The organism is Vibrio sp. 10N.222.52.C3, from assembly GCF_041474195.1.
Lineage (GTDB): Bacteria > Pseudomonadota > Gammaproteobacteria > Enterobacterales > Vibrionaceae > Vibrio > Vibrio crassostreae_C.
This window is the reverse complement of sequence record NZ_JBFRTQ010000085.1, coordinates 20,046-37,786: the sequence shown is the minus strand read 5'-3', so window position 1 is coordinate 37,786 and position 17,741 is coordinate 20,046. Positions and strand designations below refer to the sequence as shown.

The 17,741-nt window shown below is 45.8% G+C and carries 15 protein-coding genes; 8 read left to right on the top strand and 7 right to left on the bottom strand.

Going from position 1 to position 17,741, the window contains the following annotated elements; all coding sequences use genetic code 11:
- Positions 1–113 precede the first annotated feature (113 nt).
- From AB4517_RS13895 to hemN, 4 genes are all read left to right on the top strand, one after another.
- On the top strand, positions 114–752 hold the full coding sequence (locus AB4517_RS13895; protein ID WP_010433503.1) for a class I SAM-dependent methyltransferase: 639 nt from the start codon (positions 114–116) through the stop codon (positions 750–752).
- A complete protein-coding gene (gene yihI / locus AB4517_RS13890) occupies positions 752–1,309 on the top strand; it encodes a Der GTPase-activating protein YihI (protein ID WP_372148498.1) in 558 nt (185 codons plus the stop codon). Before AB4517_RS13895 ends, yihI begins: the two co-directional genes overlap by 1 nt.
- 6 nt (positions 1,310–1,315) lie before the next feature.
- Positions 1,316–1,804, top strand: coding sequence for a DUF2489 domain-containing protein (locus AB4517_RS13885; RefSeq protein WP_017060164.1), 489 nt, complete (start codon positions 1,316–1,318; stop codon positions 1,802–1,804).
- Positions 1,805–2,150: 346 nt separating this feature from the next.
- The gene (gene hemN, locus AB4517_RS13880; protein ID WP_017070103.1) at positions 2,151–3,542 is read left to right on the top strand and encodes an oxygen-independent coproporphyrinogen III oxidase; all 1,392 of its coding nucleotides are present in this window, start codon (positions 2,151–2,153) and stop codon (positions 3,540–3,542) included.
- 83 nt (positions 3,543–3,625) lie between these two features.
- Here the strand turns inward: hemN and AB4517_RS13875 are convergent, their stop codons facing one another.
- From AB4517_RS13875 to glnA, 5 genes are all read right to left on the bottom strand, one after another.
- A complete protein-coding gene (locus tag AB4517_RS13875; RefSeq protein WP_372148497.1) occupies positions 3,626–6,208 on the bottom strand; it encodes an EAL domain-containing protein in 2,583 nt (860 codons plus the stop codon).
- 108 nt (positions 6,209–6,316) lie between these two features.
- On the bottom strand, positions 6,317–7,720 hold the full coding sequence (glnG, locus tag AB4517_RS13870) for a nitrogen regulation protein NR(I) (RefSeq protein WP_017063059.1): 1,404 nt from the start codon (positions 7,718–7,720) through the stop codon (positions 6,317–6,319).
- Between the two features lie 121 nt (positions 7,721–7,841).
- Positions 7,842–8,918, bottom strand: coding sequence for a nitrogen regulation protein NR(II) (gene glnL, locus AB4517_RS13865; RefSeq protein WP_019826501.1), 1,077 nt, complete (start codon positions 8,916–8,918; stop codon positions 7,842–7,844).
- Between the two features lie 168 nt (positions 8,919–9,086).
- Positions 9,087–9,656: a DUF4124 domain-containing protein gene (locus tag AB4517_RS13860; protein WP_137002243.1), complete on the bottom strand. Its 570-nt coding sequence runs from the start codon at positions 9,654–9,656 to the stop codon at positions 9,087–9,089.
- A gap of 392 nt (positions 9,657–10,048) precedes the next feature.
- On the bottom strand, positions 10,049–11,458 hold the full coding sequence (glnA, locus tag AB4517_RS13855) for a glutamate--ammonia ligase (protein ID WP_017059221.1): 1,410 nt from the start codon (positions 11,456–11,458) through the stop codon (positions 10,049–10,051).
- Between the two features lie 562 nt (positions 11,459–12,020).
- On the opposite strand from glnA, the gene typA reads away from it, so the two are divergent.
- Entirely contained in the window at positions 12,021–13,856 is a 1,836-nt protein-coding gene (gene typA, locus AB4517_RS13850) for a translational GTPase TypA (RefSeq protein ID WP_017059220.1), read from the top strand.
- A 162-nt stretch (positions 13,857–14,018) separates the two neighbouring features.
- Here the strand turns inward: typA and AB4517_RS13845 are convergent, their stop codons facing one another.
- A complete protein-coding gene (locus AB4517_RS13845; protein ID WP_171732302.1) occupies positions 14,019–14,549 on the bottom strand; it encodes an AAA family ATPase in 531 nt (176 codons plus the stop codon).
- A 31-nt stretch (positions 14,550–14,580) separates the two neighbouring features.
- Positions 14,581–15,222, bottom strand: coding sequence for a DUF2959 domain-containing protein (locus AB4517_RS13840; RefSeq protein ID WP_029235101.1), 642 nt, complete (start codon positions 15,220–15,222; stop codon positions 14,581–14,583).
- A gap of 204 nt (positions 15,223–15,426) precedes the next feature.
- Between AB4517_RS13840 and AB4517_RS13835 the strand changes: the two genes are divergently transcribed.
- From AB4517_RS13835 to AB4517_RS13825, 3 genes are read left to right on the top strand one after another with little or no spacing between them, the layout of a single operon-like run.
- The gene (locus tag AB4517_RS13835; RefSeq protein WP_032546762.1) at positions 15,427–16,368 is read left to right on the top strand and encodes a virulence factor BrkB family protein; all 942 of its coding nucleotides are present in this window, start codon (positions 15,427–15,429) and stop codon (positions 16,366–16,368) included.
- Positions 16,340–16,774, top strand: coding sequence for a D-aminoacyl-tRNA deacylase (gene dtd / locus AB4517_RS13830; RefSeq protein ID WP_004735590.1), 435 nt, complete (start codon positions 16,340–16,342; stop codon positions 16,772–16,774). The genes AB4517_RS13835 and dtd overlap by 29 nt, the downstream gene beginning before the upstream one ends.
- Before the next feature lie 16 nt (positions 16,775–16,790).
- Positions 16,791–17,726: a bifunctional GNAT family N-acetyltransferase/hotdog fold thioesterase gene (locus AB4517_RS13825; RefSeq protein WP_017065806.1), complete on the top strand. Its 936-nt coding sequence runs from the start codon at positions 16,791–16,793 to the stop codon at positions 17,724–17,726.
- Positions 17,727–17,741 lie beyond the last annotated feature (15 nt).

Here is a 17,741-nt window from a genome sequence, read left to right as displayed (position 1 = left end):
AGCGATAGGTTTTCCTATCGCTTTTTTTATTGATTTGATGAAAAAACACCCAATACCTCTCCACTATAAACTCAGTTTCTGGTATGTTTCGCATCCCTGTTTAAGGATGTGCTATGTATACTTGTCCCTTATGCCATCACCAAGGCGTGAATCACTATTTTGAAGACAAACGCAGAGCCTATCTGCAGTGTCAGCAATGTGAACTGGTATTTGTTAAACCTGAACAAAGGTTAGAAGCAAAAGAAGAAAAAGCACACTATGATCTCCATGAGAACGATCCTAGTGATGCAGGCTATCGCCGCTTTTTATCTCGCATCGCGGATCCACTAACAGACAAAATTTCATCTAACTCACACGGGTTGGATTTTGGTTGTGGCCCAGGCCCTACGCTATCTATTATGTTAGAAGAAGCCGGACACACCATGGAGTTGTACGATATCTATTACCACCCAGAACCCTCTGTGTTGGAAAAAACGTATGACTTTATGACTGCCACGGAGGTGATAGAGCATCTTTATCACCCAGACAAAGTGTGGCAGCAATGGTTGAATTTAGTTAAACCCAAGGGCTGGATTGGTCTTATGACTAAACTAGTAATAGACGTAGACGCGTTTGCTGGTTGGCACTACAAGAATGACCCGACACATGTCGTCTTCTTTAGTCGTCAAACATTCCAGTTTTTGGCAGAGCGGGATAAGCTCGAACTAGAATTTTTTGGAAATGATGTAATTTTACTGAGGAAAGTGCAGTAATGGGTCGTAGTAAGAAATCAAGAAAGCCGGGAGCACTTGGCGCTCCGGAGCCTATGGTTACTCGTAACCGTAGTGAATCTGATGTTGAAGGTCGTGAACGTAAGCGTGTTAAAAAGCGTAAAGGCCTTAAGTCTGGCAGCCGTCACTCAGATGGTAGCGAAGCAAAACAGCGTAAAGCTGCACAAGCTCGTGATCCACGTTTAGGCAGCAAGAAAAAAATTCCGCTGATCGTTGAACCAGCGAAGAAGACGACTAAACAAGAGCGCAAGCTATCTAACGAACAAGAGTTAGAGATGCTTGAGAATGACGCTCAACTGAACACACTCCTAGATCGTATCGAAAATGGTGAAAACCTAGGTGCTGGTCTACAGAAGTTTGTTGATGAGAAACTTGATCGTATCGAACACCTAATGGGACGCTTAGGTCTACTAGAGCCAGAAGACGATGAAGAAGAGATCTTCGAAGAAGCACCGGTTGCCTCTAAGAAGAAAGCGAGCTCTGACGAAGACTTGCTATCTCAATTCGAAGATTTCGATTTAGACAGCTTTAAAGGTTAATAGCCAGTGAACGTAACCTTATTAGCAATTGCTGGTGGAATTATCATTCTCGGCTTGGGCTCTTACGCAGGTTACCTTCTACTTCAAGTGAAGAAGCAGACGGAGTTGCAAAAGCAGCATCAAGCACTAGCCATTGAAAAACGCAACGCGACGATTTACGAAAACGTAAATACTTTGTGCTTAGCGGGCATTCAAGGGCAATGTGACTTACCTGAGATCAGTATCCGAGTGTGTATCATTATGGATAATGTTCAGGGTGATGAGCGTGTCGATTTTGATTCTGAGTATCCTGCTCTTTCTGAGCTGTACCATATCGTAAAAGATATGGCTCGCGGAGAGGCAAGACAGGAACTGACGAAGAAAGAGCGCATGCAGCAGAATCTCACGCGCCATAAGGCAGAGACTCGCTTGAATGATGCGGTCATTGAAGATCTGAAAAGGTTGCAAGAAAAGGTTAAACCTCTCAACAACCAAATCAACATTCAGATGATCTAGTCGCTAAGACTATTTAAAATAGAGGCTTGTTTAACATTCCGTTTTTAGACGCGCTGCTTTTAATACCTATGCATTTAAGACTTTTCATCTTAAATGCATCTTGTTTTTAAGTCGCCTTATCTTTTAATAGACAATGTTAAATGAGCCTTCTTACCTTTTGCGTCTCGTTAATCCCGACGCTTTGTTAGTGATCAAGCTAGCAGTTCTGAGTTTTTGTCTGAAAAATTGATTTTGTCTTGGAACGACCTTACTGGTCGTGTGGCAAAATAACCCGTCTATATTTTAATGTATGTAAAATGATTTGAGAGACCTTAGGTTCTCGCGGATCTAAATTGGAATTACCGCTATGTCGAGCAAGCCAGTAACAACGAATCAGCAAATCGTTTGGGATCAAGAGATCTTAAACAAGTACAACTATTCGGGACCTCGTTACACTTCATATCCAACAGCGTTGGAGTTTCATGAAGCGTTTACCGTCGCTGATTACGACATGGCGTGTACTCAGTACCCTGAGCGTCCACTCTCTCTTTACGTGCATATCCCGTTCTGCCACAAGCTTTGTTACTACTGTGGTTGTAATAAAGTCATTACTCGTCACTCGCATAAAGCGGATGAGTACCTTGATGTGATTGAACATGAAATCCGCCAACGCGCCTCTTTATTGAATGGCCGTGAAGTGACGCAATTGCACTTCGGTGGTGGTACGCCAACGTTCTTGACCAAAACACAAATCACTCGTTTGATGAGTATTTTGCGTGAAGAGTTTAACTTCACCGCTGACGCTGAAATCAGTATTGAAGTTGACCCGCGTGAGATTGAGCTAGACGTACTTGACCACCTGCGTAACGAAGGCTTCAACCGCCTGAGCATTGGCGTGCAAGACTTCAATAAAGAAGTGCAGAAACTGGTTAACCGTGAGCAAGATGAAGAGTTCATCATTGCGATGGTTAAACGAGCGAAAGAGCTAGGCTTCCGTTCAACTAACCTGGATTTGATCTACGGCCTACCAAAGCAGACTCAAGCTTTGTTCGCTGAAACATTGAAGCAAGTGTTAGAAATGAAGCCGGGCCGTTTATCGGTATTTAACTACGCACACATGCCTCAGCTGTTTGCGGCGCAGCGTAAGATTAAAGACGAAGATCTACCTGAAGCGAAAGAGAAAATGGCTATCTTGCAAGATACCATCGAGACGCTAACGGGAGCGGGTTACCAGTTCATTGGTATGGATCACTTCGCACTACCTGAAGATGAGCTAGCCGTAGCACAGCGTGAAGGTATTCTGCATCGTAACTTCCAAGGCTACACCACCCAAGGTGAAGCTGACTTAATTGGTTTCGGTGTTTCTGCGATTTCTATGGTTGGTGATGCTTACGCACAAAATCAGAAAGAGCTGAAGAAGTACTACGCTCAGGTGAATGACCTGCGTCATGCACTTTGGAAAGGTGTTGCTCTAGACAGTGACGACCTTCTACGTCGTGAAGTGATCAAGCAGCTGATTTGTAACTTCAAGCTTGATAAAACAATGATCGAATCTGAGTTCTCGGTTAACTTTAATCGCTACTTCAAAGAAGATTTAGAGCTTCTACAAACCTTCATCAACGATGATTTGGTTGAAGTCGATGACAAAGAAATCCGCGTTACTCTACGTGGCCGCTTGCTGATCCGTAACATCTGTATGTGTTTTGATAAATACCTACGTGCCAAGGCTCGCCAACAGCAATTCTCTCGCGTTATCTAATCGCTCGATAGAGAATAGAACAATAAAAAATGCCAGCATCATGCTGGCATTTTTGTATCTGACTCATTCGATTTCTGCCTGGTTTAGGTGAGACTCTCAGTGGTATTTTGTTTGACCTTGGCACTTTGCTTGGAGTTGATGAGGTCGGTAGGCCATTGGTCAAACGGAACTGGGCGACTGTATAAGAAGCCTTGAGCAAGCGGGCACTGCAGCTGCTTGAGAAGTTCAGCCTGTTGCTGTGTTTCAACGCCCTCTGCCACCAAGCTTACTTTGAAGCCCTTAGTGATGTTAACGATGGCCGCGACGATGGAGCTATCTAGGTTCTCTTTATCAAGTTTGCTGACAAAGCTGCGGTCGATCTTAAGGCAGTCGAATGGCAGTTTGTGTAAGTAAGCCAGTGACGAATAGCCGGTACCAAAGTCATCAATCGCAATTGATATCCCTAGTGCTTTTAGAGTCAGCATGTTATCGATGATGGTCGGGTCGTTGTCGACGATGCGTGATTCGGTGATCTCTAGTGTCAGGTTGCTTGCTGGCAGATTTGTGTCTCGCAACGTGCCTTTTACTTGTTCCACAAAGCCACTTTCACTCAGTTGATCGACCGACAGGTTAACGTGAATAGAGAAGTCCTTGCTCCACTTTCCTGATTCAATCGCGATGGCAGTATCTCGACACGACTTATGTAGAATTTGCTTGCCGATATCGTCAATGAGCCCGCTCTCTTCCGCGAGAGGAATGAACTCGAGTGGCGAGATCACCCCTTCATCCGTTATCCAGCGAGCTAAAGCTTCTGCTCCTATGGTCGAGCCAGATTCTAGATCAATAATAGGTTGATAGAAGGGTTCGAACTGTTGAAGTTCAATCGCTCGGTTCATCCGCGCCAGCATCTTAGTGCGATGTCTTGATGCTTTACCCATCTCAGGGCTGTAAATGCTGACACTAGCTTTGTCCTGTTTTGCGTTGCTCAAAGCAATGCTACTACTACGCAGCAATAGCGCAATGTCGTGGACGTTAGATACACCGACGACTCCCATCGATACCTTAATGACGACACTTTCTGATTCCATTGAAAATGGGGAAGCAAAGGTTTGAAGCAAGCGATTCGTCAGCAGTTGAGCTTCCTCGCTTTGGATGACGTTCGGGGCGTAAATGGCGAATTCATCACCGCCAGTGCGAGCTAATAGGTACTCGGATGGCAATGTGCCTCTTAAACGAGCGGCCGCAATGATAAGCAATTGGTCACCATTGTAATGACCAAGGCTGTCATTGATGTCTCGGAAGCGATCAATACCCACTAAATAAAGTGTGCCTTTTTCGTTTGCAGGGTTTTTCTTGGCAGCGTCGATAAAGCCTTCGCGGCTGTATAGCTTGGTTAATGAGTCATAGGTAAGCTGAGACTGTAATGCTTGAAAGGAAGCCTTTAAGTTGTTGGCCATTTCATTGAATGACGCCACCAACATGCTGGTTTCATAGATATACCCTGTCTTTGGCATGCTCGTGTCCCAATCGCCTTTAGCAAGACGCTTTGCCGCATCCGCTGTTGAAGTGATGGGTTGGGTTACGCGATTAAAGGCAATTAACCCAGCAATGACACCAATGCAACTCAGCGCTAGCCCGAGCAACCAACTGTTTCTTTGGTTTTCAGGTAATTCACCGAGTAGGTTGCTTTCAGGGATCGACATACCAATAAACCAAGTGATGCCGTGCTCATCTTCATAAGGGGTGATCTGGTTGAAGTATCGTTCGTTGTCTAGGCGAAAACTAAAGCGCTGCTCGCCCAAATTCTCGATTAGGTGGAATTGCTCTACGTAGCTAGCACTCTCACGTATGACTGGATTAGCACTCTCTGTTGCTAGTTTGCGTTGCCCTTTGTTGGTTTGTCCTGTGCCCCATGAAACGACACTGCCTCCGCCTGAGTGCGCGACCAAGCGTTGCTGCTTATCGATGATGTAAACAGAGGCATCCGTTCTATCTTTGAGCTTTCTGAGAAACGCATTGAAGGTATTGATTTTGATGTCGCTGACTACGACGGCTTTGAATTCATTATCATCATAGATAGGCGCTAGAGCAGATAAGGTGATTTCTTGACGTTCGTCAGCATTGGCATAAATTGGTGACCATAACGGTTTTTTCTGTGTCGCAATGGGTGTGTACCAAGGACGGATTCTAGGATCGTAACCTGAAATCACCGATCGAATGTCTTCACTAATTTTGCTGCCACGGTAAATGACCAGCTGATCATTGGTGCGTTCGTCTTGCACCATCAAGGTGTAGCCTTTGTTGGCTTCTTTGCGGAAACCGACGTAGTTACCATCTTCAGAACCAAAGCCGATCGCATCGAGTTGAGGTACAGCAGTGTAATGGTCTGAAAACGTATAAAAAATATAGTCTTGGACCTTACTAAGATTGCCTGCTTGATAAAGATGGTGGTAGCCGATGTTATGGCTGAGCGAGAGGTTGGCGTGAAATGGCTTTTCTAAAAAATTAGACAGGCTTTGATGAACATTGTCAGTCAGTGATGTCAGCTGGCGTGCACTAACATCACTCACCATCTCTTTGTAGCTTAGCTTTTGAGTGAAAACCATTACACCCATAGTGAACAGAAAAATCATCACGAATGGCAGAACCACTGCGGTTCTCAAAGTAATTTGTGTTTTCAAAGACATCTTTAGCTACAACTTTGGTGAATAGTGTACTGTAATTGTACCGACACTATTCAAACCAAGCGACACTTTTTTGGTTAAAAAGTAGCTGCATCGAGAATCATATAAGGTCTAGTACAGTTCTTTGAGTTTACGAGTTAGGGTGTTTCTTCCCCATCCCAAAACCTTAGCTGCATCCTGTTTATGACCATTAGTGTGGTGGAGTGCAGCTTCTAGCAGTATACGTTCAAATTCTGGCAGAGCATAAGTTAGCAGCTCTTTTTCTCCTGAATCAAGCGCACACTTTGCCCAATTAGCGAGCAGTTGCTGCCAGTTATCCCCAGAACCTGAAGTGGTCACGACTTTTTCTTCCAACAATTCCGGTGGTAGATCGGAAGGCAGTATCTCGCTGCCGCTAGCCATCACCGTTAACCAACGACAAATATTCTCAAGCTGACGTACGTTACCAGGCCAATTGAGCTGGTTGAGCTTCAAAATGGTCTCAGGATGCAGTGTCTTCACTTCAACACCGAGCTCTTCGGCGGCGGATGCTAGGAAGTGATGAGTCAGCTTTTCAATGTCTTGTTTACGTTCGCGAAGTGCCGGGATATGGATTCGGATAACGTTGAGTCGGTGGAAAAGGTCTTCACGGAAGTCGCCTTCATGCACTAAGCGCTCAAGATCTTGGTGGGTTGCGGCAACGATACGAACGTCTACCTTAACTGCAGAGTGACCGCCGACACGATAGAACTGACCATCAGAAAGTACACGCAACAAGCGAGTTTGGATATCGAGTGGCATGTCACCGATCTCATCCAGAAATAGGGTGCCGCCGTTGGCTTGTTCAAAGCGTCCTTGGCGAACGCTGTTAGCACCGGTAAAGGCACCTTTTTCGTGGCCAAACAGTTCAGACTCGATCAGATCTTTGGGGATTGCTGCCATGTTCAAGGCAATGAAGGGCTTCTTAGCTCTTGGGCTGTGACGATGCAGAGCGTGAGCGACCAATTCTTTACCGGTACCCGATTCACCATTGATCAGCACGGATATGGATGAGCGAGACAAACGGCCAATCGCTCGGAAAACCTCCTGCATTGCCGGTGCTTCACCGATGATTTCTGGCGCGTTGGTGTCTTCAGCGACCTCACTGGCTTGTTCGCGTTTCTGCTCTTGGCTGTGCGCGATCGCTCGTTCGACTAGAGTCAGTGTTTCATCAATATCGAACGGCTTTGGAAGATATTCAAAGGCGCCTTTTTGATAAGCATTCACCGCCGCATCAAGGTCTGAGTGCGCGGTCATAATGATCACGGGCAGGTCGGGAGAGCGTTGATGAACCTGATGCAACAGCTCAATCCCGTCAATGCCGGGCATGCGAATGTCAGACACCAATACGTCCGGTGTCTCGCGCTCAAGCGCAAGCAACACGCTCTCAGCATCAGCAAATGTTTCACACTTAATATCCGCAGATGAAAGTGTTTTCTCTACTACCCAGCGGATAGAGCTGTCGTCATCGACGACCCAAACGTATCCCTTACTCATAATTCAATTCCTTTACAGCCAAATCTATTGTGATAATCATTGTTGTTTTTATGATGTCTTAATCTTTGTGTTACCGAGCTAAGCCTTTCATCTCGCTGTCCAATAGCGAGGTTCTTATGACCTAAATCGGTAGATAAATCGTGAATGTGGTGTTGCCCGGCCAGCTCTCAACATCAATTTTCCCATTGTGTTGATCGATCAGGTTTTGAGAAATCGATAGCCCCAGCCCTGTTCCACCTTCTCGTCCGCTGACCATTGGGTAAAACAGCGTGTCTTTTAAATCATCGGGGATGCCCGGACCGTTATCGCTGATCTCAATACGAGCTGCGAGTTTGTGTCGCTGCCCGTGAATATTTGCTTGATGCACCGTTCTGGTGCGAATGGTGATTTTGCCAGAATCTTGAGTCTTTAGAATCTGCGCTGCATTGCTCACGATATTGAGCATCGCTTGTTCAACCTGTGCCGAATCCATCAAGATGTCCGGTAGGCTCGGGTCGTAATCCCTTTCGATGGCGAGCGTTGAACCCGACTCGAGCTCTACGAGCTGCCTGACTTTCTCAAGTATCTGGTGAAGGTTCTCTTCTGATTTAGTCCCCGGCTTCTGTGGGCCAAGCAGGCGGTCGACTAATGCTCTTAAGCGGTCGGCTTGCTCAATAATGATCTGCGTATATTCATTAAGAGACTGATCAGGAAGCATTTTCCCAAGTAACTGCGCCGCACCTCTTAAGCCACCTAGTGGATTTTTGATCTCATGTGCTAACCCGCGTACCAGCAACTTAGCCGCTTGTTGTTGTGCATGTTGGTTGAGCTCTTGGCTAAGGCGTCTTTGCTGGTCTATCTTGCGCATCTCAACCAATAACAGCGTCTCTCGCTGCCAAGATATTGGGCTAACCGTGACTTCAAGCATCAGTGGGCGGTTATCAACAACGAAGGTAACGTCACTGTCGGTAATGCTCTGGCCACTTTGTAGCGGTTGCGTCAGAAGCGCCAAATCAAGTGAAGCGTGTTGGATAAGTTGGCTCAGTGGATGATCAACGATGCGTCGTGCGCTCTGTGAAAAGAGCTGCTCAGCCGCCGGATTTGCGTATCGGACATACAATTGCTCATCGAGCATTAATGTCGAAGTCACCATATTGTCGAGAATGGCGCTGGAAAGATGGTGTGTATCTATGCTGTCGCTTTTGGCTGATCGATTCACTATTTCGTCCTTGAACTGGTGTTTTTCTCACTGCACCAAATTGGTGCGTGGCTAAGTTCAAGTATGGCGCATATCAACCAGAAGCTAAAGATAATTCATTAGAGTCGCTGAAAGCTGCTTCGATTAGGTGAAAAGTAGAGGTTATTTGGCCTCTTTTAACACATTGGCCTACTTGAGCGTCGCTCGATGTAAATACACGGTGACTGGACTAGTAGATGCAATAAGCTTGCCGCTTCTATGTGCTTGAATTGCAATGGTGTGAGTACCTCGATCGATACCTTTTAATTCCCAAATAGGCTGGGTCTGTGGGGCGCCATATCGACGGCCATCAAGCATCAATTGTAATTGCTCCCCAATACCAAGTTTTCGGTTGAGCTCTATCTGAATCGGGATTAAGCCGCGGTTGTTGCGAATGGTTTGATCATGAACTGGAGTCAGCATGGTGAGGGTTAATTGAGTGGGAACCTCGCGCTCTGTGGTTTCGGTTTCTGCCTGGGTTTTGGCTGGCGTTGCCGTTTTAGTTGTAGAGGAAGCAGCAGCGTCAACCGGAGTTGAGGCCTCAAATTTAGGGGCGGGTGCTGAAGCTTGCACATCTGGCAGGCGAAGAGCCTCGGCATCTTGAGCGCTAGGGTTATCACTAAAGTGGAGCACGCCATCTTCATCTATCCAGGTATACACCGTTTGAGCAGAGCACGAGAGCGCGACTGTTAACCCGATTAGGAACAGTATGTTTTTCATATCTTTAGCCTCTTTTCACCGCTAGGTGATTTCACGTTTGGCGTTGGTTTTATTGTATTTAGCGCGACAGCCTCTGAGGGCTTTTATTAAATGCCAATCACAGTAAGTTAATGCTCAGAAATAGCGCAGGAAAAAGGCTTGAGAACGAGGCAGCCCTGCTCGGCAAAAATAGTTTCGATAAGTAGTTATTCTACAATCAAAAAACCTAACGATGTTATCGAGTGTTTTAACAAGCTAGGCTGAGTAGTTATTTACTACGATTGGTATCTAGTATGGTACGAGGAAGCGGGGGGAGGGAGAATATAAAAAAGGCCCGCCTGCGAGGCGAGCCTAATATTTAGTCAGCGATTCTTACAAGGTTGCAGTAAGAAATGGCTTATCTCTACAGGAGATTAAACTGAGTAGTACAGTTCAAACTCAAGTGGGTGTGTAGCCATGTTCACGCGTTGTACGTCGTCAGATTTCAGAGTGATGTAAGAATCGATGAAATCGTCAGAGAATACGCCGCCAGCTGTTAGGAACTCACGGTCTTCGCTAAGCGCTGCTAGAGCTTCTTGTAGAGATTCTGCAACTGTTGGGATTTCAGCTGCTTCTTCTGCAGGAAGGTCGTATAGATCTTTATCCATAGCTTCGCCTGGGTGAATCTTGTTCTTGATGCCGTCAAGGCCAGCCATAAGCATTGCTGAGTAGCATAGGTATGGGTTAGCTGCTGGGTCACCAAAACGTAGCTCGATACGACGTGCTTTAGGGCTTGGTACTACTGGGATACGGATAGAAGCAGAACGGTTACGTGCTGAGTAAGCAAGCATTACAGGTGCTTCGAAACCAGGTACAAGACGCTTGTACGAGTTAGTTGATGGGTTAGCAAACGCGTTGATTGCACGAGCGTGCTTGATTACACCACCGATGTAGTAAAGAGCCATTTCAGATAGGCCGCCGTACTTATCACCAGCAAACAGGTTAACGCCGTCTTTTGCTAGAGATTGGTGAACGTGCATACCAGAACCGTTGTCACCAACTAGTGGCTTAGGCATGAATGTCGCTGTTTTACCAAATGCGTGAGCAACGTTGTGTACAACGTACTTGTAGATTTGAGTTTCATCAGCTTTCGCTGTTAGCGTGTTGAAGCGAGTAGCGATTTCGTTTTGACCCGCAGTTGCTACTTCATGGTGGTGAGCTTCAACAACTAGGCCCATCTCTTCCATTACTAGACACATTGCTGAACGGATGTCTTGAGATGAATCTACTGGAGCTACTGGGAAGTAACCGCCTTTAACGCCAGGACGGTGACCTTTGTTACCGCCTTCGAAGTCAGAACCTGTGTTCCAAGCTGCTTCTACGTCATCGATCTTGAAGAAAGAACCAGACATGTCGTTTGAGAACTTAACGTCGTCAAATAGGAAGAATTCTGGCTCTGGACCAACTAGAACTGTGTCTGCGATACCTGTAGAACGTAGGTACTCTTCAGAACGTTTAGCGATAGAGCGTGGGTCACGGTCGTAGCCTTGCATTGTTGCAGGCTCAAGGATGTCACAACGGATGTTTAGTGTTGCGTCTTCTGTGAATGGGTCCAGTACAGCAGATGCTGCGTCTGGCATCATTACCATGTCAGATTCGTTAATGCCTTTCCAACCAGCTACTGAAGAGCCGTCAAACATTTTGCCTTCTTCGAAGAAGTCTGCATCAACTTGGTGAGAAGGAATAGAGATATGCTGCTCTTTACCTTTTGTATCAGTAAAACGTAAGTCGATAAATTTAACTTCGTTCTCTTGGATCAGGGATAGTACATTTTCTACTGACATCTTGGATAACCTCCAGTGTTATTAATTCGGTATTAGCTCGATTCGGTTGAAACTAGCATTGATTAATGTCTATAAGTGCATTAATCGATGCTGATTTATCTATAGCCAAAAACGTGCCAAAAAAATTATTCCATTAATTTCAATGATTTACTTTTTTTTCGGTTTTGCTTAATTTGGTTTTTGCACCAAAATGATCTCCGGGCGCACCTTATTGGTGCAATTGTTTGTCTGTGCACCAATATGAGACATAAGCGAGCACCATTCAGCAATGAATTGCCTAAGTTGTCAATCCACTTTTGTTATTTTGCGGGAGATTTGGTTCGCCACTCGCAGGTGATACTTTTTTAGAGTCCTACGAATTGGGCTGTTCAACACTGTACTGAATCAAAGTTAAGCGGATATGAATCGCTAATAAAGAAAAAAGCCCCGGTTCAGATCACATATTTCTGGGTTTTTGTCTAGAATCTGGTATATTATTGACCGTTTTTTAAATCAAGCTAGCGGTTATTATCCAAACTTTTGAGATAAGTGACGGCTACTTTTATGAGTGAATCGAGAATCCATGTCTACTCCACAGATTGATAAGTTAAGAAATATCGCGATCATCGCGCACGTTGACCACGGTAAAACGACTTTGGTTGATAAACTGCTACAACAGTCAGGCACTCTTGAGTCTCGTGGTGAAGCTGAAGAGCGTGTCATGGATTCGAATGACATCGAAAAAGAGCGTGGCATTACCATTCTTGCTAAGAACACAGCAATCAACTGGAATGATTACCGCATCAACATCGTAGATACTCCGGGACACGCGGACTTCGGTGGTGAAGTTGAGCGTATCATGTCTATGGTTGACTCTGTTCTGCTTATCGTTGACGCAGTTGATGGCCCAATGCCTCAAACTCGTTTCGTAACGCAAAAAGCATTCGCACACGGTCTTAAGCCAATCGTTGTAATCAACAAGATTGACCGCCCAGGCGCTCGTCCTGATTGGGTTATGGATCAAGTATTCGACCTTTTCGACAACCTAGGTGCTACTGATGAGCAACTAGACTTCACAGTTGTTTACGCTTCAGCTCTGAACGGTTGGGCAACAATGACTGAAGGCGAAACTGGCGAGAACATGGAACCATTGTTCCAAGCTGTTGTTGATACAGTAGACGCGCCTGCAGTTGACCTTGACGGTCCACTACAAATGCAAATTTCGCAACTTGATTACAGCTCTTACGTAGGTGTTATCGGTGTTGCTCGTGTTACTCGTGGTTCTGTTAAACCAAACCAACAAGTAACTATCGTAAATGCAGAAGGCAAAAAACGTAACGGTAAAGTAGGTACAGTTCTTGGTTACCTAGGTCTTGACCGTCACGAAGTTGAGCAAGCTAACGCTGGCGACATCATTGCAATCACTGGTCTTGGTGAGCTGAAAATTTCAGACACTATCTGTGACGTAAACAATGTTGAAGCAATGACTCCGCTTTCTGTTGATGAACCAACAGTAACAATGACGTTCCAAGTAAACACTTCTCCGTTCGCGGGTAAAGAAGGTAAGTTCGTTACTTCACGTAACATCCTTGAGCGTCTAGAGAAAGAACTAGTACACAACGTTGCACTACGTGTTGAAGAAACTGATAACCCAGATCGTTTCCGTGTTTCAGGTCGTGGTGAACTTCACCTATCTATCCTGATCGAAAACATGCGTCGTGAAGGTTTCGAGCTAGCTGTATCTCGTCCAGAAGTTATCATCAAGAAAGACGAAGATGGCAACCTAACTGAACCGTTTGAAACTGTGACTATCGACGTGCTTGAAGAGCACCAAGGTGGCATCATGGAAAACATCGGTCTACGTAAAGGTGAGCTAACTGATATGTCTCCAGATGGCAAAGGCCGTGTTCGCATGGACTTCATGATGCCTTCTCGTGGTCTTATCGGTTTCCAAACTGAGTTCCTAACTCTAACGTCTGGTTCTGGTCTTCTTTACCACTCATTTGATCACTACGGTCCTCACAAAGGCGGCGTAATCGGTCAACGTAACAACGGTGTTCTAATCTCGAACGCAACTGGTAAAGCTCTGACTTACGCACTATTCAACCTACAAGAACGTGGTCGTCTATTTGCTGAGCACGCGGATGAAGTATACGAAGGTCAAATCATCGGTATTCACAACCGTTCAAACGACCTAACAGTAAACTGTCTGAAAGGTAAGCAGCTAACGAACGTTCGTGCATCTGGTACTGATGAAGCACAGGTTCTTTCGCCACCTATCCGTCACACTCTAGAGCAAGCTCTTGAGTTCATCGACGAAGACGAACTAGTAGAAGTAACGCCAGTAAGCATTCGTATCCGTAAGAAGCTTCTTACTGAAAACGAACGTAAGCGTGCAGCACGTCCAGCTAAGGCTTAATTGCCAGCTGACTAGCTTTTAGCTAACAAGCAATACGTTTTAGAATAAGTAAGAAAGCCCCGAGTAGCCTAGCTGCTCGGGGCTTTTGTTTTTTAGTTTGTTTAGATACGGTTAAACGAGATTTCGTCATCCTCAAGAGGGAGGAACGACCGAGTTGGGGATCTAGCTTTTGATACCTAAGTAACGCTCAACGAATTGAAGCCGTTCTTCGACTGGCATAAACGGCACTTCAACCACCTCATAACCAAGTTCTTGGTAGACTCTTTCTAACGCGTGGTGAATCTCTAACGCCTCCTCAAACGGATAAGGTCTCACATCATCTTGTACATAAATTGAAGCCTCAGGGCGACAGAACAACACTTGGGGGTGATAACCTTGGCTCGCTTCTCGGTAGGTTGTGTTTATCTCTAGTTTCGCCTGAGCCAAGTAGCCACAGATATCTGGAATGGCGCGATCGAGAAAGGCAACAGGATGCTGACTGGCTTGGTCTTTGTGTTCGCTCATGACGGTTAAACATAGGCGAGCAAAGCCTGGAAGGTCTAACCAAGGTAAGATACCGTTCTCAAGTTGACTCTGCTGTTCGATTAACTGGCGAGAGGACTCAGCGAAGGTGGGGTAACCCGCATCACCCAAAGCATTGATCAATGTGGTTTTTCCGGCGCCAGGGCCGCCAGTAATAATGATTGGGTTCATACGGGCTTATCTTTATTTGTGCCTACGGGCGTTATTTCTGGTTTAGTTGAGCAAGGAACTTATCCGATTCGGCGATCGCAGCATTCATCTGTTCTATTGCGTAGGCGATGTCTTTTTCTAAGCTCATAAACTCACCTTGCAGCGAGCCGACAGCGCTCGCATTGAGGTTGTGCTTCAAGTAAAGCGTGTTGTCGCGAAGGGTATTGAGCACTGGGTCCATTTTCTTCTCGGCGCGCTTCATTGCTGACAGCATCGTTTGGTAAGACAATTTAGTTTCACGAAGCTTTTGCTCGCTCGAGCGGCGCAGTGAATCACTGGTGTAGAGATCTAACTCACTCTGCCACTCTTCAAACAGCGCATCCGACACATCTTCAATCGCAGCAATGCGGTCACTGACATTTTGCGCGGCTTTCTCGCTGTCTTGGTATTTATCATTGATTTGGTTGTACATGTCTTCAAGGTCGCCGCCACTGAAGTTAGTCAGGCTGCTGAGTGCTTCAAGTGCGCTGGTAAACTCTTCCTGAGCATCCTGCTGTGACTCTTTAGCGTCTTCCACTCTATCAACCATAATGTCACGCTTGTGATAGCCCACTTGCTCCATTGCGGAGTAATAAGCTGATTGGCATCCAGTAAGAGTAAAAATAGAGAGGACTATAACTATTAAATAAGGCATCCTAGTTTCCTATAGTTAAATAATATCAATCGTAGTAAATAACTGCCCAACCTAGCTTGTTAAAATGCTCGATAACGGCGTTAGAATTTTTGATTGTAGAATAACTACTTATCAAAAAATCTGCCTTGTTCTCAAGCCTTTTTCCTGCGCTATTTTTGAACATTTACTTACTGTGATTAATATGTCGGAATATTAATTAGGACTATGAACGAGTTACAAGGGAGTTACAAGTTGAAGATAAAAAAGGTCGCCACACTCAGTATTCAGTTTTCTCGCTATCTTTTGGCGCGAATGACGCACGATAGAGTCAACGTGAATGCGGGCTACTTGGCGTACATTACTTTGCTCTCGATCGTACCGATGTTGACGGTTCTGCTCTCTATCTTGTCATCATTTTCCATCTTTGCTGATGTTGGCATCGTGATTCAAAACTTCGTTATTATCAACTTTGTTCCAGCGTCAGGAGATGCGGTGCACGGTGCCTTGCTCGAGTTTGTTGCCAACACGGGTAAGATGACGGCGGTCGGTAGTGTGTTCTTGTTCATTGCGGCACTGATGTTGATCTCGAATATCGATAAGAACCTAAACTACATCTGGCGTGTTAATGAGAAGCGACGTGCGGTATTGTCGTTCTCAATGTACTGGATGGTGCTAACACTTGGGCCGATCTTGGTTGGGGCGAGTATTGCTGCCACTTCTTATGTGACATCATTGAGCTTGTTGCAAAACGAAGTGGTGTCTGGCGCCTTTAACACCGTGATTCGCAAACTTCCTTTGATTCTCTCTTTCTTTGCGTTTTTCGGTCTGTACCTGTTGGTTCCCAACAAAAAGATACACTTTTCTCATGCGGCTGCAGGTTCTCTAGTGGCGGCTCTGTTGTTCGAACTCAGTAAGAAAGGCTTCGCGGCCTACATTACTCAATTCCCTTCTTACCAGTTGATTTATGGCGCATTGGCGGCAATACCAATTCTTTTTGTCTGGGTTTATTTGTGCTGGTTGATTGTGCTGGTGGGTGCTGAGGTGACCGCTGCATTGGGTGAGCAGGAACAGTGGAGTGACTCGAAAGAAATGGTACACTCGTCGGATAAAGACAAAATCACAGAGCAAGGAAACAACAGTGATAGCACTGATCCAGAGAGTAAGTGAAGCTGCCGTCCGTGTTGATGGCGAAGTAGTGGGTGAGATTGAGCAAGGCTTATTGGTTCTGTTAGGCGTAGAAAAAGGTGATGACGAAGCCAAAGCCAAACGTTTGATGGAACGAGTGACCACTTATCGTGTCTTTGGAGATGAAGACGATAAAATGAATCTCAATGTAAAGCAGGTAGAAGGTAAGGTATTAGTGGTTTCTCAATTCACTCTGCCGGCCGATACCAAGAAAGGGACTCGAGCAGGGTTCTCTCGTGGTGCTCACCCAGAAGATGCTGAGCGTCTTTATAACTATTTCTCTGACCAGTGTGAATCAGTGTTACCAACGGAACGTGGCCGATTCGCAGCCGACATGAAAGTGTCTTTGGTTAATGATGGCCCAGTGACATTCTGGCTGCAGGTTTAGGCTTAAAGGAATAAGCATGTTTAAACTCATAACACCAACCACCGAAAATCAGCTAAACAAGTATTACCATTTTCGTTGGCAGATGCTCCGTGAACCTTGGCGAATGCCGGTAGGTTCTGAGCGCGATGAATATGACCCAATGAGTCACCATCGCATGATTGTTGATGGTCGTGGTCGCCCGATGGCGATTGGTCGTCTGTATATCACCCCAGACCTGGAAGGTCAGATCCGCTATATGGCGGTGAAGAAATCTCGCCAAAGTAAAGGCATGGGTTCGTTGATTCTAGTCGCGCTTGAATCACTGGCTCGCCAAGAGGGTGCTAAGCGCTTGGTGTGTAATGCACGTGAAGATGCGATCTCATTCTATGAGAAGAATGAATTTGAACGTCGCGGTGAGATTAACGATCAACGTGGCCCTGTGCGTCACCAACAGATGGTTAAGCATCTTGACCCAATGGCAGACGTTCTACGCAAGCCTGAGTGGTGTAATGAGCTTCAGCAGCGCTGGGAACATCAGATCCCGATCAGTGACAAGATGGGCATCAAGATCAACCAATACACGGGTTACCAATTTGAGTGTAGTGCTCAGCTGAATCCTAACTTGAACCCTCATAACACCATGTTTGCAGGATCTGCCTTTACCTTAGCGACCTTAACTGGTTGGGGTATGACTTGGTTATTGATGAAAGAACGCGGGCTGACCGGTGATATCGTGCTGGCAGACAGTAATATTCGTTATCGTCACCCGGTTGAGCAAAACCCTGTTGCCTCTACTTCATTGGATGGGATCAGTGGTGACTTGGACCGCCTTGCGTCAGGAAGAAAGGCACGTATCATCATTCACGTGACCATTCATAGCGGCGATGTGGAAGCGGTAGAGTTTACGGGAACCTATATGCTGATCCCTGACTACAAAAAGCGATTATCAACAGACTCCAACGTAAACGTATAGCTGACACTGGCTAAC

Excerpts from the sequence above, each read along its gene's own strand:
- AB4517_RS13895 (WP_010433503.1), top strand. The coding sequence starts at position 114 with ATGTATACTTGTCCCTTATGCCATCACCAAGGCGTGAATCACTATTTT.
- yihI (WP_372148498.1), top strand. The coding sequence starts at position 752 with ATGGGTCGTAGTAAGAAATCAAGAAAGCCGGGAGCACTTGGCGCTCCG.
- hemN (WP_017070103.1), top strand. The coding sequence starts at position 2,151 with ATGTCGAGCAAGCCAGTAACAACGAATCAGCAAATCGTTTGGGATCAA.
- AB4517_RS13875 (WP_372148497.1), bottom strand. The coding sequence starts at position 6,208 with ATGTCTTTGAAAACACAAATTACTTTGAGAACCGCAGTGGTTCTGCCA.
- glnG (WP_017063059.1), bottom strand. The coding sequence starts at position 7,720 with ATGAGTAAGGGATACGTTTGGGTCGTCGATGACGACAGCTCTATCCGC.
- AB4517_RS13860 (WP_137002243.1), bottom strand. The coding sequence starts at position 9,656 with ATGAAAAACATACTGTTCCTAATCGGGTTAACAGTCGCGCTCTCGTGC.
- glnA (WP_017059221.1), bottom strand. The coding sequence starts at position 11,458 with ATGTCAGTAGAAAATGTACTATCCCTGATCCAAGAGAACGAAGTTAAA.
- typA (WP_017059220.1), top strand. The coding sequence starts at position 12,021 with ATGTCTACTCCACAGATTGATAAGTTAAGAAATATCGCGATCATCGCG.
- AB4517_RS13845 (WP_171732302.1), bottom strand. The coding sequence starts at position 14,549 with ATGAACCCAATCATTATTACTGGCGGCCCTGGCGCCGGAAAAACCACA.
- AB4517_RS13840 (WP_029235101.1), bottom strand. The coding sequence starts at position 15,222 with ATGCCTTATTTAATAGTTATAGTCCTCTCTATTTTTACTCTTACTGGA.
- AB4517_RS13835 (WP_032546762.1), top strand. The coding sequence starts at position 15,427 with ATGAACGAGTTACAAGGGAGTTACAAGTTGAAGATAAAAAAGGTCGCC.
- AB4517_RS13825 (WP_017065806.1), top strand. The coding sequence starts at position 16,791 with ATGTTTAAACTCATAACACCAACCACCGAAAATCAGCTAAACAAGTAT.